Here is a 14,675-nt window from a genome sequence, read left to right on the forward strand (position 1 = left end):
GGATTTTGGCGAAACTAGGGAGCGTCACCCCACGGTCGCCAGCGCCGGGAAGATCTCGAGCAACCAGTAGGAGAAATCCGAAAAGGCGCCGGTGAGCATCAGCAGCCCGACCGTCCAGAGCAGCAGCCCCATGATCCGCTCGATCTGGCCCATGTGCCGCTTCATCCAGCCCATCAGCCCCTTGAGCCGCGGGAAGAAGGCCGCCACCGCGATGAACGGCAGGCCCAATCCGAGGGCGTAGAGCGCCAGCAGGAAGGCCCCGCGCGCCACGTCGCCCTCCATCGCCGCCATCGAGAGGATCGCGCCGAGGATCGGGCCAAGGCAGGGGGTCCAGCCGAAGGCGAAGGCGAGGCCCAGCACATAGGCCCCCATCGCCGAGCCGCCCCGGTCGCCCGCATCGATCCGCGCCTCGCGGTTCAGGAACGGCAGGGTGAAAACGCCGAGAAAATGCGCGCCGAAGACCATGATCACTAGCCCCGCCCCCATGGTGAACCACTCGCGGTTCTGCAGGAACACGCCGCCAAGCGCCGAAGCCGCCGCGCCGAGCAGCAGGAACACGGTCGAAAGGCCCAGCACAAAGAAGCCCGCCGCCACCAGCACCCGCCGCCGCCCGGCAGAGGCGCCGCTGCCTTCCATCTCGTCCATCGAGATCCCGCCCATATAGGCCAGATAGGGCGGCACGATCGGCAGCACGCAGGGGCTGACGAAAGAGATCAGCCCCCCCACGATGGCGATGAGAATGGCCGGCAAGAGCGCGGCGTCCATGATGTCGATGCCAAACATGCCTTCCCCTTTAAGCCGCCCGCACGGGGCCGAAAACCCCCTGCTTCCTCACAACCCCGTGGCGCATCACCGCGCCCACCTGCCCTTCATCTTGGTTCAAATATCTCCGGGGGGTGTGGGGGGCTGGCCCCCCACTGCATGACGGTGCCACCGAAAAACACGCTCTCCACGAAAACCAGGCCCTCTCAGCCCCCTTCCCCATCCCCCGGCCTTCCGCTACCCCTTGCGCCATGACCCACAACGCCCATCTCGACGCCACCGGCCTGCTCTGCCCTTTGCCCGTCCTGAAAACCGCCAAGCGGCTTCAGGCGCTGGCGCCGGGCGAGGTGCTGCGGATCGAAACCGACGATCCCGCCGCCCTGATCGACATGCCGCATTACTGCGCCGAGTCGGGCCATCTGCTGCTGTCGCAGGAAGAGGCGGGTGCGGCCATGGTCTGGATGATCCAAAAGAAATAGGGGCGCGCCCGGCAAGGCACGCCCCCTTATCACTCTTCGTATCGCCGCAGGCTCAGCGCCCGAGCGACCACCAGCCCTTGCGCTTTGGCTTGGCCGGCTCCTCGCTGGCTTCGGCCTCGGCCGTCTCCAGCACCGGTTCCGGCTCGGCGGGCGTTTCGGCGGCAACCTCTTCAGCCGGGGCCTCAGCCTCGGCGGCAGGCTCTTCTGCCGGCGTTTCCGCAGGGGCCTCGGCCGGGGCCTCTTCGGCAACCGGCTCAGGCGCGGCCTTCTTGCGGGTGCGGCGGCGCTTGGGCTTCTCCTCGGCCACCGGCTCCTCGGCAGGCGCTTCTTCAGCCGGAGCGGCCTCAGCGGCCTCAGCAGAAGCCTCGGCCGGTGCCTCGGCGGCCTCGGTGCTTGCGCCCTCTTCGGCCTCGGCAGGCTTCTTGCGCGACCGGCGGCGGCGGGAGCGCTTGGGCTTCTCCTCGCTGGCAGCCTCTCCGCCCTCGGCGGCCTCCTTGGGCGCATCGCCCTCGGCCCCGGCGTCAGTGCTTTCAGCCTGTGCCGCCTCGGCACCACTGTCGTCAGACTGACCCTCGTTCTGGCCCTCGTTCTGGCCCTCACCCTGGCTCTCGCCCTGGGCCTCCGCGCCATTCTCTTCGCCATTGCCGCTGCCACGACGGCGGCGACGACGCCGGCGCTTGCGCTTGGGCTTGTCCTCTTCGTCACTGCTGGCCTCGGAGGCCTCCGCAGCCTCGGCCTGCGCCAGATCCTCCTCTTCCTCCTCGATGTCGGGAAGGTCGGTGGTGTCGATCGAGATCACCGGGGCAGTCACCTCGGCGATGCTGCGGGTCGCGGTCTTGAACTTCTCCAGCGCGAAATCGGGAGAGATCATGTGCGCATCGGCTTCCAGCCGGACCGAAAGCCCGTAGCGCGCCTCGATGGAGGCGATGTGCTCGCGCTTCTGGTTCATCAGGAAATTGATGATGCCCACCGGCGCCTTCAGCAGCACCTCACGGCTCTTGCGGCGGGTGCCCTCCTCCTCGATCTGGCGCAGGATGGCGAGGCCGATGCTGTCATCGGAGCGCAGCAGGCCGGTGCCGTGGCACGAGGGGCACGGCTGGGTGGAGGCCTCGAGCATGCCGGGGCGCAGCCGCTGGCGCGACATTTCCAGCAGGCCGAAGCCACTGATCCGGCCCACCTGAATGCGGGCACGGTCGGTCTTCAGCTTGTCCTTGAAGCGCTTCTCCACGGCGGCGTTGTTCTTGCGCTCTTCCATGTCGATGAAGTCGATCACGATGAGGCCGGCAAGGTCTCGCAGGCGGAGCTGACGGGCCACCTCTTCGGCGGCCTCGAGGTTGGTCTTGAGCGCGGTCTCTTCGATCGAGCCTTCCTTAGTGGCCCGGCCCGAGTTCACGTCGATCGCCACCAGCGCCTCGGTGACGCCGATCACGATGTAACCGCCCGACTTGAGCTGGACGGTCGGGTTGAACATGGCGGCGAGGTAGCTCTCGACCTGGTAACGGGCGAAGAGCGGCAGGCCCTCGTTGTACTGCTTCACGTTCTTCGAGTGGGACGGCATGATCATCTTCATGAAGTCCTTGGCGGTCCGGTAGCCCGTCTCGCCCTCGACCCAGACCTCGTCGATCTCTTTGGAGTAAAGATCGCGGATCGACCGCTTGATGAGGTTGCCCTCCTCGTAGATCGGCGCGGGTGCCACGCTCTTCAGCGTCAGCTCGCGGATCTGCTCCCAGAGCCGCTTGAGGTATTCGTAATCGCGCTTGATCTCGGTCTTGGTGCGCTTGGCACCCGCCGTCCGCACGATCAGCCCCGCGCCCTGCGGGACGTCGATCTCGGAGGCGATCTCTTTCAGCTTCTTGCGGTCGGCGGCATTGGTGATCTTGCGGGAGATGCCGCCGCCACGGGCGGTGTTGGGCATCAGCACGCAGTAGCGGCCAGCGAGCGACAGGTAGGTGGTGAGGGCGGCACCCTTGTTGCCACGCTCTTCCTTGACCACCTGCACGAGCATGATCTGGCGGACCTTCACCACTTCCTGAATCTTGTAGCGGCGGGGGCGCGGCTTGCGCGGCTGGCGGATCTCTTCCTGCACGTCCTCTTCGGCGACGGACTCGATCTCTTCGTCCTTGTCGGCGGCGGTGGGCTCGTCGCCCTCGTCGCCGTCGTCCTCGTCGTCGCCCGTGTCGTCGTCATCGTCCGACGCCGTCTCGGGGGTGGCCTCATCGGCCGCCTCTGCGGCAGGTGCCGCCTCGGGGGTCTCTTCGGTCTCGGTGCCAGCCTCGGCGGCGGTCTCTTCAGCCGCAGCCTCGGGCGCGGCGCCCTCTTCGCTCACCAGCGTATCGGCCTCTTCCTCGTCACCAAGGTCGACCACATCCATACCGGCGATGGCGCCATCCACTTCCTTGGTGGTGACGGCATCCTTGGTGTCGGATTTCTTCGAGCGCGAGCGGCGGCGGCGCGACTTCTTGGGCGCCTCCTCTTCAGCGGCCTGAGCCTCGGCATAGGCGCGCTCTTCCTCCAGCAGCGCCTGACGGTCGGCTACCGGGATCTGGTAGTAATCGGGGTGGATCTCGCTGAAGGCGAGAAAGCCGTGGCGGTTGCCGCCGTAATCCACAAAGGCCGCCTGAAGCGAGGGCTCCACGCGGGTCACTTTCGCGAGGTAGATATTGCCTGCTAGCTGGCGCTTGTTGACTGTTTCAAAGTCGAATTCCTCGACCTTGTTTCCATCGACCACGACCACCCGAGTCTCCTCGGCGTGGGTGGCGTCGATAAGCATTTTCTTAGCCATATTAACTCATTGCACGGCGAAGCTCGCCCACGCCCTGGCGGGCTGAGGCTTGGATGACCGTGTCTGGATTGGGGATGGGCGCGGAACATGAGCGGCAGGGCGCGTGCTGATGCAGCTTCCCTTGCCTCCTCGCCTGTTCTCACGCGTTGCATCGCGGTTTGTCTCCGACGCGTCCCGGCCATGAGGCGGTCGCGCCCGTTCGGGGGGCTGGCCTGCACGCGGCGGGCCGGGCCATGTGGCCCTTCAAGTCAGATGCTCTCGGGGCCGGTTAACTCTGGCGGATGGGCGGTGGCGGCGCTTGCGGCTCGCGGTAGGCCCGTCCCTGCCAGGGAAATCGCTCCGGACCACCGCGCGGCACATGCCTCGGACGGTCCGTGGACCGACCATAACGGAGTGCGGTGTTGAAAGACAATGGCAAAAGCGCGGGGGAAGTACACGCAGGGGTTGAGCGCGTCGAAGCCGTGCAACACCGGCCCGGGGGACGGGACATGCTGAAGGCATGCCTCCAGCGTGCCGCTGCACGGCGCCTTTGGCTTGGCTCTTTGCAGGCATGCCGCACAGCCGCCTGCGCGGCCCTCACCTGTAGAGCAGCGAGCGCCCATCCGCGAAGAGATGCACCTTCTCCGGCGCCGCCGTCAGCCGCACCGTCTTGCCGCGCATGTCGCGGACCACGCCGGGGAGCTTGGCGATCACCGTGTCGGTGTCTTCATCCATCTTCGGTGCGGCGAAGTAGAGCTGCGTCACCTCGCCGAGCGCCTCGGTGATATCCACCGTGCCCTCGAAGGCGTAGTTTACATCCTCGGTCGGCAGCATATCCTCGGGGCGGATGCCCACGTTCACCTCGCGGTTCACGTCATCGCCCGTTGTGGGCACGTCCGACCAGATCATGCCGCCGCCATCACCCACGGTCACGCCGGTGCGCTCGCCCGTCTCCACGACCACACCCCGCAGCAGGTTCATTGCGGGCGAGCCGATGAACTGCGCCACGAACTCGTTCTCCGGCCGCTCGTAAAGGTCCAGCGGGGTGCCGACCTGCGCGATGCCCTTGTTCGCCAGCACCACGATCCGGGAGGCCAGCGTCATCGCCTCCACCTGATCGTGGGTGACATAGATCATCGTGCTCTCGGGCATGGCCTCCTTGAGCTGCGCGATCTCGATCCGGGTCGCCACACGCAGGGCGGCGTCGAGGTTGGAGAGCGGCTCGTCGAAGAGGTAGACCTTCGGGTCACGCACGATGCTCCGGCCAATCGCCACCCGCTGCCGCTGCCCGCCCGAAAGCGCCTTGGGCAGACGGTCGAGATAGGGCTCGAGTTGCAGTTTCTTCGCGGCGGCATTCACCGCAGCGTCGATCTCTGATTGCGACTTCTTCGCCAGCTTCAGCGCGAAAGACATGTTCTCCCGCACCGTCATATGCGGGTAGAGCGCGTAGCTCTGGAACACCATCGCGATGCCGCGCTCGGAGGGCGGCACATCGTTCACCACCTGCCCGTCGATCTCCAGCGTGCCGCCGGTGATCTTTTCGAGCCCCGCGATCATCCGCAGCAAGGTGGACTTGCCGCAGCCCGAGGGGCCGACGAAGACGATCAGCTCGCCCTGCTCGATATCGAGGTTGATGTTCTTCAAGACATCGACGGTGCCGCCATAGGTCTTGGCCACATCGGTCAGTTTCAGCTCCGCCATGGCGGTCTCCTCCCTCTTTCCTCAGCGGCCCAGCAGGGCAAAGCCCCACGACCCCAGATCAACCTTGCCGCCCGTGGGCGCAGCGGCGCCCAGCCCGGCGGCCTCGGGCAGCGGCGCCCATCCGGCCTCCACGGCGTGGCTCACGCGGCCATCCCCGAGATTGAACAGCGCCAGCACCTCCCCGCCCTGCCCGCTCCGGCGGATCACCAGCAGGTCGCCCTGCGCCTCGATCTCCTGCGCGCCCTTGGCCAGCACCGCATGGGCGCGGCGCAGCGCGATGGCGCGGCGGTAGTGGGCCAGCATGGCCTCGGGGTCGCCTTCCTGCTCGGCCACCGCCTTGGGCAGATGGTCGGCAGAGACCGGCAACCAAGGCCGCGCCTCATTGCCGTGGCTGAACCCGCCATGCACGCCCGCGTCCCAGACCATCGGCGTGCGGCACCCGTCGCGGCCCTTGAACTCGGGCCAGAACTCGATGCCATAGGGGTCTTGCAGGTCTTCGAAGGCCACATCGGCCTCGGGCAGACCCAGCTCCTCGCCCTGGTAAAGGCAAGCGGAGCCGCGCAGGCACATCATCAGCACCACATAGGCGCGGGCGGCCTCTTCAGAGAGGTTCCAGCGGCTGATGTGGCGCGGCACGTCATGGTTGGAAAAGGCCCAGCAGGCCCAACCGTCCGCGGCCACCCGCTCGACGCGGTGCATGGTGTCGGCCACGTAACCGGCGGTGGGCATGTCCTTGGCGAGCAGCTCGAAGGCGTAGCACATGTTCATCATGTCATCGCCCGCTGTGTATTGCCCGAGGATCTCCAGCCCCAGCTGCGCATCGCCCACCTCGCCCACGGCGGCGGCGCCATAGGGCTTCATCACCGCGCGCAGGCGCTTGAGAAAGGCGAGGTTCTCGGGGCGGGATTTGTCGTAAAGGTGCTCCTGCCAATTGTAGGGGTTCACCGCCGGGGCCGTCTGGTCATTGCGCAAGGCCGGGTCGAGCGCCGGGTTGTCGCGCAACTCGGCGTCGTGGACGTAGAAGTTGATCGTATCGAGGCGGAAGCCATCGACCCCACGCTCCAGCCAGAACTCGGCCACGCGCAAGAGCTCGTCCTGCACCGCCGGGCAATGGAAGTTCAGGTCAGGCTGCGAGGTGAGGAAGTTGTGCAGGTAATACTGCATCCGCCCGCCATCCCACTGCCACGCGCTCCCGCCAAAGATCGAGAGCCAGTTGTTGGGCGGCGCACCGGTCGGCTTGGCATCGGCCCAAACATACCAATCCGCCTTGGGGTTGGTGTGATCCTTCCGGCTCTCCTTGAACCACGGGTGCTGGTCGGAAGTATGGCTGAGCACGAGGTCGATCAGCACCTTCAGCCCGAGGTCATGCGCCCTGTCGATCAGCGCGTCAAAATCCGCAAGGCTGCCGAACATCGGGTCGACATCGCGGTAATCGCTCACGTCGTAGCCGAAATCCTTCATCGGGCTCTTGAAGAAGGGGCTGATCCAGAGTGCATCCACCCCGAGCGAGGCAATGTGATCCAGCCGCGCGGTGATGCCCGCAATGTCCCCCACCCCGTCGCCCGTGCTGTCCTGATAGCTGCGCGGGTAGACCTGATAGATCACCGCACCACGCCACCAGTCGGGGTTGGCCGCGCGTTGGGCGATCGCCTCTTCAACCTTGTTCATATCTTTCATTGTCATCTCACTTCACCGAGCCGGCCAGCAGGCCGCGCACGAGAAACCTTTGCATTGCGAAAAACACGCAGAGCGGCACCGCGATGGAGACAAAGGCCGCCGTGGCCAGAATCTCCCAGTTGCCGCCCCGTGTGCCGAGGAGTTCAACGATCTGCCGGGTCATCACCGTGGTGTCGCCCGAGCTGTCGATGAGAAAGACCAGCGCCACCAGCAGGTCATTCCATGTCCAGAGAAACTGGAAGATGGCAAAGCTGGCGAGCGCCGGAAAGCTGAGAGGCAGGACGATCTTGGTAAAGATCTGAAAGTCCGTCGCCCCGTCGACCTTGGCGTTCTCGATGATGTCACGCGGCAGGCCGACCATGTAGTTTCGGAGCAGGTATATGGCGAGCGGTAGGCCAAAGCCCGTATGCGCCAGCCAGACCCCCAGATAGCCCTTGCCGATCCCCACCTCGTTGTGGAGCTTCAACAGCGGGATCAGCGCCAGTTGCAGCGGCACCACCAGGAGCGCCACGATGGCGGCGATCAGCAGCGCCCGGCCCGGAAAATCCATCCACGCCAGCGCATAGGCCGCGAAGGCCGAGATCAGGATCGGGATGATCGTCGCCGGGATCGTCACCGTGAGCGTGTTGAAGAAGGCCTTGGCCATGCTGTCCGTCCGGTCGCCCGAAAACAGCACCCGCTCGTAGTTGGCGGTGGTAAACTCGGGCGGCGTGGTTGTGGTGACGAACACGCGCTGCCCGCGCCCCGATATCTGGTCATCATTGCCGCGCCATGTGTAGCTGCCGTCTTCCTCGACGGTCATGCTCTCGTCCTCGCCCATATCGGCGGTGTCGCCGGGAGCAAAGGCGCCCACGTCGCGGGAGGAAACGCCAAACGCTTTCACAGAGCCGCCCTCCTCGCCAAAGAGGTTGCCGCTCACCACGAACCCGGCGCCATCGGCCACGCGGGCGTCATCGGGGTCGTCGGTGCGGTACTGCACCACCTGCTCGGTCGGAAACAGCGCCTTCCACCAGCCGGTCGCGCTGATCTGGTCGGCGGTGCGGAACGAGCTGACCAGCAGCCCCACGGTCGGAAAGAGCCAGAGCAGCACGAGAAGCACGGTGGAGATCTGAACGGCCCAGGAGAGGCCCGATTTGGTGCCCGCAATGTTATCCATCAGCGCATCTCCTTGCGGGCGTTGTATACGTTCCAGACAAGGATCGGCGTCACGAGCAGCATGATGACCATCGCGGAGGCCGAGCCGACGCCCCAGTCATTCGCGCGGAAGAGCTTGTCGTACATGTAATTGGCCAGAACCTGCGTCTCCCATTGCCCGTTGGTCATGGCAAAGACGATGTCGAAGATCTTCAGCACGACGATGGTGATGGTGGTCCAGACCACGACGATGGTGCCCATGATCTGCGGCACCTTGATCTTGAAGAAGATCTGAAAGGGGTTGGCCCCGTCGACGATGGCCGCCTCCACCGTCTCTTCGGGGATGCCGCGCAGGGCGGCCGACAGGATCACCATGGCAAAGCCGGTTTGAATCCAGATCAGCACCGCCATGAGGAAGAAGTTGTTCCAGAACGGCACCGTGAGCCATGCTGTCGGCTCGCCGCCGAGGCTGACGACGATGGCGTTGAGCACGCCGATCTGCTCTTCGCCCGCCGCGCGGTAATCGTAGACCAGCTTCCAGATCACCGCCGCGCCGACGAAGCTGATCGCCATCGGCATGAAGATGATGGACTTGGCCACCGCGCCCCATTTGATCCGGTCGGTCAGCTGGGCGGCCAGCAGGCCGAAGGCGGTGGAGAGCGCCGGCACCACGAAAAGCCAGAGCATGTTGTTGAAAAGCGCCTCGCCGAACTTGGGGTCGGCCACCATCTGGCTGTAGTTCTCGAGCCCCGCCCATTCATAGCCGCCCCCCGGCACACGGTTGGTCAGCGAGAGCCGCAGCGTCTCCACCACCGGATAGGCGAGGTAGAGGCCAAGCGCGATCACGGCGGGCGCGAGAAAGAGCCAGGGGCGGATCAGGTTGGCGCGGTTGATGTTGCGGCCCGCATTCGGCCCGCGCGCCGGGTAGAGCACCTTGTCTAGGAAGAGGTTGGAAAAATAGAAGTAGGCCACGCATCCGCCGACACCGACGATGATGGTGATGACCCCTTGTAGTGCCGGATGCATGATGGCGCCCCTCCCCGGGTGGCCGCTGCGGCGCCCCTGCGGGCGGTCTGGCGGCGGTTGCGGCAGGCGGTGGGCGGGAGCTGTCCCGCGGTCGCGCTGGCCGTTGGCGCGCGGCGATCTCCCGCCGCGCGCCGGTTCACGAGTGGTGGATTACTTCGCCGCGTCCCAGCTCTGCTGGATCTCGCTGGTGACGGTGCCCACGTCCTTGCCGCCCACATAGTCGACCATGCCGGTCCAGAAGCTGCCCGCACCCACGGCGCCGGGCATCAGGTCCGAGGCGTCGAAGCGGAAAGTGGTGGCGCCCAGCAGGATGTCGTTCATCTTGCGCAGGGTCGGATCGGAGAAGGCATCGAGGTTCACGCCCTTGTGCGGGGTCAAAAAGCCCTTGCGCGCCATCCAGATCTCATGCGCCTCCGGGGTCTTCAGGAACTCGATCAGCTCATGGGCTGCCGGGCTGTCGTTGGTGATCGCCCAGACCGTGCCCGCGCCGAGCACCGGCTGGCCGAGGTCACCCTCGCCGCTGGCCGGGAAGTAGAAGAAATCCACATCCTCGCCCACTTCCGACCCTTCGGGGAAGAAGGAGGGGATGAAGCTGGCCTGCTTGTGCATGTAGCAAGCGGGCGGCGCATCGAAGAGGCCCTTGGGGCTTTCGCGGAAGTCGGTGGTCGCCACCGCGCCGGTGCCACCCGAGACCCATGCGTCATTGAGAGCGAACTCACCGAAGGCCTCGATCGCACCGACAACGGCCGGATCGGTGAAGGGGATCTCGTTGCTCACCCATTGATCGTAGACCGAGGGAGGCTGGGTGCGCAGCATCATGTCTTCGACCCAGTCGGTCGCGGGCCAGCCGGTGGCGCCGCCCGAACCGAGGCCGATGCACCACGGCGTCTCGCCATCATCGGCAATCTGCTGCGAGAGCGCCTTCAGCTCCTCCAGCGTTTCCGGCACCTCATAGCCGGCATCCTCGAAGTTCTCGGGAATGTACCAGACGAGGCTCTTCACATCGACCTTGTAGAAGAAGCCGTAGAGCGCATCGCTGCCGTCCGGCCCGGCATAGGTGCCAAGGTCGACCCAGCTCTGCCCTGCGGCGTAATTCTCGTTGATCCAGTCGCCCGTGCCCTCGGCCAGCGGGGTCAGAAAGCCGCGCTCGGCCATCACCGCGGCAAGGCCGGGCTGCGGGAAGACCGCGACATTGGGGGCAGAGCCCGCCTCGGCGTCGATCACGATCTGCTGCTCGAAGCTGTCGGAGCCGGTGTAACGCACGTCATGGCCCGAGGCCTCGGCGAAGGCGCCCAGCACCGCCTGCACATGCTCCTCGTCCGCCCCGATCCACGGGCCGGCGACGGTGATCTGCTCGGCCAGCGCCGGTCCGCTCATCAGCGCCAGAACGGCACAACTGGACTTGATGGTATGCTTCATGAATTTATCCTCCCGGTTGCAGGGCGACGCGCGTGGCGCGCCCCTCTGTTCTTCCCGCGCCTTCTGTTGATCAGGAGTGATCCGACTCGATCCTCCAAAGCGCTTTGGACGCTTTCAGCATGGCCTAAGCCGCCCTCTGCGTCAACATGGCAGCGCAGATAGTGCTTTTGTTTCATTGGGCAATGCTGCACCCGCAGCATATGCGTGCTGCAGACACAGGCTTTGACGCCTGCTCAAAGCGCGGCTAGTTTGGGCTGGAGTTTAAAGCGCTTTGGAAGACACGAACCCATGAACCTAAAGGAGCTCGCCGCGAATCTGGGCCTCTCCCAAACCACCGTGAGCCGGGCATTGAACGGCTATCCGGAGGTGAACGAGGACACCCGCAAACGGGTGATCGCCGCCGCATCGCAGCACAACTACCGCCCCAACACCCGCGCCCAGAGCCTCGCCACCGGGCGCTCGATGGCGATCGGCCACGTGATCCCGATCAGCACCAACCACGAGATGATGAACCCGGTGTTCGGTGACTTCATCGGCGGCGCGGGCGAGATCTATGCCCGCGCAGGCTATGACATGATGCTCAGCGTGGTGCCCGATGATGCCGAAGACGGCGCCTATCGCTCCATGGCGCAGCGCAACTCGGTCGATGGCATCGTGATCCACGGCCCCCGGCGCGACGATCCGCGCATCGCATTGCTCAAGGAGGTCGGCCTGCCCTTCATCGTTCACGGCCGCGCCCCGGTGGATGACACCGATTACTCCTATGTCGATGTGAACAACCGCCGTGCCTTCGAGCGGGCCACCCTGCATCTGGCCGATCTTGGGCACACCCGTATGGCGCTGCTGAACGGCCTTGAGAGCATGGATTTTGCCATCCGCCGCCGCGAGGGTTTCGAGGCGGCGCTGAAGGCCCGCGGCTTGCCCTTCCTGCCCCAGTTCCACCGCTCCGAAGAGATGACAGAGAGCTACGGCTATCAGGCCGCGCGAGAGATGCTAGCCCAGCCCGATCCGCCCACCGCCTTTCTCGTCTCCTCGCTGATCACAGCAATGGGCGTGCGCCGGGCGGTCGAGGAGCGCGGGCTGCAGATGGGCCGCGACATCTCGATCATCACCCATGACGACGATCTGGGATACTTCAAGAACGGCGGCGAAGTGCCTGTTTTCACGGCCACCCGCAGCTCCGTCCGCGAGGCAGGCCGGATCACCGCCGAGATGCTCCTCGGCCTCATCGACACGCCCCAGAACGGCCCGCGCCAGCACATCATGGAGGCCGATCTGACCCTCGGCCTCTCCACCGGCCCGGCTCCGCGCTAGCCCTGCACTTCGCCACAGGAACGCTCCCATGCTCACCCACAGCCGCGCCGACTTTCCCGAAGGCTTCCTCTTCGGCACCGCCACCTCTGCCTATCAGATCGAGGGCCACGGCATGGGCGGCGCAGGTCGCACCCAATGGGATGATTTTGCCGCCACCCCCGGCAACGTGGCCCATGCCGAGCACGGACAGACCGCCTGCGATCACTTCAACCGCTGGCCGCAAGACCTTGATCTAATTGCAGATGCCGGGCTCGACGTGTATCGCTTCAGCCTGTCCTGGGCGCGCGTCATGCCCGAGGGCACCGGCCCGGCCAACCCCGAGGGCGTCGCTTTCTATGACCGGCTGGTGGATGGCATGCTGGAGCGCGGCCTCAAGCCCGCCGCCACGCTCTACCACTGGGAGCTGCCCTCGCCCCTGCTCGACAAGGGCGGCTGGCGCAACCGCGACATCGCCAAGTGGTTTGCCGACTACACCTACACCATCATGTCCACGCTGGGAGACAGGATCTGGTCCGCCGCGCCGATCAACGAGCCGTGGTGCGTGGGCTGGTTGAGCCATTTCATGGGTCTGCACGCGCCGGGCCTGCGCGACATCCGCGCCACCGCCCGGGCCATGCACCACGTTTGCCTCGCCCACGGCGAGGCCATCGCCGCGATGCGGGCGCAGGGCATGGGCAACCTCGGCGCTGTGTTCAACTTCGAATATGCCCAGCCCGCCGATGCCTCCCCCGAGGCCGAGGCCGCCGCCCGGCGCTATGACGGCATATACAACCGCTGGTTCCGCTCCGGCATCTTCATGGGCGAGTATCCTGCCGATGTGCTGGAGGGTCTCGGCCCGCATATGCCCGAGGGCTGGCAGGACGATTTCGCCACCATCACCGCCCCGCTCGACTGGTGCGGCCTCAACTACTACACCCGCAAGCTCATCTCTCCCGCCCCCGATCAGCCATGGCCGCATTACACCGAAGGCGCGGGCGACCTGCCCAAGACCCAGGTTGGGTGGGAGATCTACCCCGAAGGCCTGCACCACTTTCTGACCGACACCGCCGCCAACTACACTGGCGATCTGCCGCTCTACGTCACCGAGAACGGCATGGCCTGGCCCGATACGACCGGCGTGCCAGACGACACCCGCATCGCCTATCTCGATGCCCACCTCGGCGCGGTCAAACAGGCCATCGCAGAGGGCGTGCCGGTGCAGGGCTATTACATCTGGTCGCTGCTCGACAATTACGAGTGGGCGCATGGCTACGGCCCGCGCTTCGGGCTGGTCCATGTGGATTACGACAGCTTGCAGCGCACCCCCAAAGCCTCCTATGAGGCACTGAAGGCCGCGCTGAGGACCAACGGATGACCGACACCGCCCTGATCGCCGATATCGGCGGCACCAACACCCGTCTGGCGCTGGCCCGTGGGCCGGAGCTCGAGGTGTCCAGTATCCAGCGGTTCCGCAATGCCGATTACCCGGATTTCGAGGCTGTGGTGGCCGCCTACCTGCCGCAGGTCGGCGCGCCTTCAGTGCAGGGCGCCTGCGTCGCTGCGGCCGGCCCTGTGGTGGATGGCGTGGCTGAGCTGACCAATATCGACTGGACGCTGGATATCCCCACGATCGCCCGCGCCGCCGGCTGCGCGGATGTGGCCCTGCTGAACGATCTGCAAGCCCCCGGTCACGCCGTGGGCCGGATCGCCCCCGAGGGGCTGGTGCCGGTGATCCCATCGGCCGAGGCCCCTGCCCCCGGTGCGACCGCGCTGGTGGTCAATGTCGGCACCGGCTTCAACGCCGTGCCGGTCCACACCACCCCCGGCGGGCGCTTCGTGCCGCCCTCCGAGAGCGGCCATGTGAACCTGCCGATCCGCACCGAGGCCGACCTGCGGCTGAGCCATTATGTCGATGACAGCCACGGCTTTCCGGCGGTCGAAGAGGTGCTCTCGGGGCGCGGGCTCGAGAGCGTCTATCGCTGGCACTGCGCCGAGACCGGGGCCGCCCCGGAGCTGCGCGGCAGCGAGATCATCGCCGCCGCCGAGAGCGCCCGCAGCCCGCAGGCCGTGGCCGCGGTGCAGACCTTCCTGCGCTTCATGGGCACCGTCTCGGGCAACCTCGCGCTGGAGCATCTGCCCTTCGGCGGCGTCTATCTGGTGGGCGGCGTGGCGGTTGGGCTGGCCGGGCTGCTGAAGGGCGGCGCCTTTGCCGAAGGCTTCCGCGACAAGGGCCGTTTCGGCGAGTTCATGCAGGATTTCCCAGTCACGCTGGTGACCGACGACCGCGCCCCGCTGATCGGCTGCGCGAGCCATCTGCACGAGCGCCGCAGCGCCTGAAAGGCCGCCTGCCCCGGGCCTTTTGGGCCGGATTGAAAATTCCTCTCCCCCGCGTGCGATTTCCTCACCGGCTGTAAGTTAATCTT

General features: G+C 66.0%; 11 protein-coding genes. 4 read left to right on the forward strand and 7 right to left on the reverse strand.

All coding sequences use genetic code 11. The features are described from left to right. Nucleotides 1–24: 24 nt before the first annotated feature. Nucleotides 25–783, reverse strand: coding sequence for a cytochrome c biogenesis CcdA family protein (locus tag KUV38_RS07420; protein ID WP_222469432.1), 759 nt, complete (start codon nt 781–783; stop codon nt 25–27). Between the two features lie 230 nt (nt 784–1,013). Between KUV38_RS07420 and KUV38_RS07425 the strand changes: the two genes are divergently transcribed. After that, nucleotides 1,014–1,241: a sulfurtransferase TusA family protein gene (locus KUV38_RS07425; protein WP_222469433.1), complete on the forward strand. Its 228-nt coding sequence runs from the start codon at nt 1,014–1,016 to the stop codon at nt 1,239–1,241. A gap of 52 nt (nt 1,242–1,293) precedes the next feature. On the opposite strand, the gene KUV38_RS07430 is transcribed toward KUV38_RS07425, so the two are convergent. The 6 genes from KUV38_RS07430 to KUV38_RS07455 form a co-directional block, all read right to left on the reverse strand. Further along, nucleotides 1,294–4,023, reverse strand: coding sequence for a ribonuclease E/G (locus KUV38_RS07430; RefSeq protein WP_222469434.1), 2,730 nt, complete (start codon nt 4,021–4,023; stop codon nt 1,294–1,296). Between the two features lie 576 nt (nt 4,024–4,599). Further along, nucleotides 4,600–5,703 carry an ABC transporter ATP-binding protein gene (locus KUV38_RS07435; protein ID WP_222469435.1) on the reverse strand — a complete coding sequence of 368 codons (1,104 nt, stop codon included), beginning with the start codon at nt 5,701–5,703 and terminating at the stop codon, nt 4,600–4,602. A gap of 21 nt (nt 5,704–5,724) precedes the next feature. Beyond that, the gene (locus KUV38_RS07440; RefSeq protein WP_222471002.1) at nt 5,725–7,371 is read right to left on the reverse strand and encodes an alpha-amylase family glycosyl hydrolase; all 1,647 of its coding nucleotides are present in this window, start codon (nt 7,369–7,371) and stop codon (nt 5,725–5,727) included. 16 nt (nt 7,372–7,387) lie between these two features. Then, nucleotides 7,388–8,536 carry a carbohydrate ABC transporter permease gene (locus KUV38_RS07445; protein ID WP_222469436.1) on the reverse strand — a complete coding sequence of 383 codons (1,149 nt, stop codon included), beginning with the start codon at nt 8,534–8,536 and terminating at the stop codon, nt 7,388–7,390. Next, a complete protein-coding gene (locus KUV38_RS07450) occupies nt 8,536–9,540 on the reverse strand; it encodes a carbohydrate ABC transporter permease (RefSeq protein WP_222469437.1) in 1,005 nt (334 codons plus the stop codon). The genes KUV38_RS07445 and KUV38_RS07450 overlap by 1 nt, the downstream gene beginning before the upstream one ends. Before the next feature lie 150 nt (nt 9,541–9,690). Further along, nucleotides 9,691–10,959, reverse strand: a complete 1,269-nt coding sequence (locus KUV38_RS07455) for an ABC transporter substrate-binding protein (RefSeq protein WP_222469438.1) — start codon at nt 10,957–10,959, stop codon at nt 9,691–9,693. Between the two features lie 288 nt (nt 10,960–11,247). Between KUV38_RS07455 and KUV38_RS07460 the strand changes: the two genes are divergently transcribed. Genes KUV38_RS07460 through KUV38_RS07470 form a run of 3 tightly spaced genes read left to right on the forward strand, consistent with a single transcriptional unit; the run spans nt 11,248 to nt 14,589 of the window. Then, complete coding sequence (locus tag KUV38_RS07460; RefSeq protein ID WP_222469439.1) at nt 11,248–12,273, forward strand: LacI family DNA-binding transcriptional regulator; 1,026 nt, start codon at nt 11,248–11,250, stop codon at nt 12,271–12,273. Between the two features lie 28 nt (nt 12,274–12,301). After that, nucleotides 12,302–13,627 carry a GH1 family beta-glucosidase gene (locus KUV38_RS07465; protein WP_222469440.1) on the forward strand — a complete coding sequence of 442 codons (1,326 nt, stop codon included), beginning with the start codon at nt 12,302–12,304 and terminating at the stop codon, nt 13,625–13,627. Then, on the forward strand, nt 13,624–14,589 hold the full coding sequence (locus KUV38_RS07470; protein ID WP_222469441.1) for a glucokinase: 966 nt from the start codon (nt 13,624–13,626) through the stop codon (nt 14,587–14,589). Before KUV38_RS07465 ends, KUV38_RS07470 begins: the two co-directional genes overlap by 4 nt. Nucleotides 14,590–14,675 lie beyond the last annotated feature (86 nt).

The sequence above is a fragment of the Vannielia litorea genome (genome assembly GCF_019801175.1).
GTDB lineage: Bacteria > Pseudomonadota > Alphaproteobacteria > Rhodobacterales > Rhodobacteraceae > Vannielia > Vannielia litorea_B.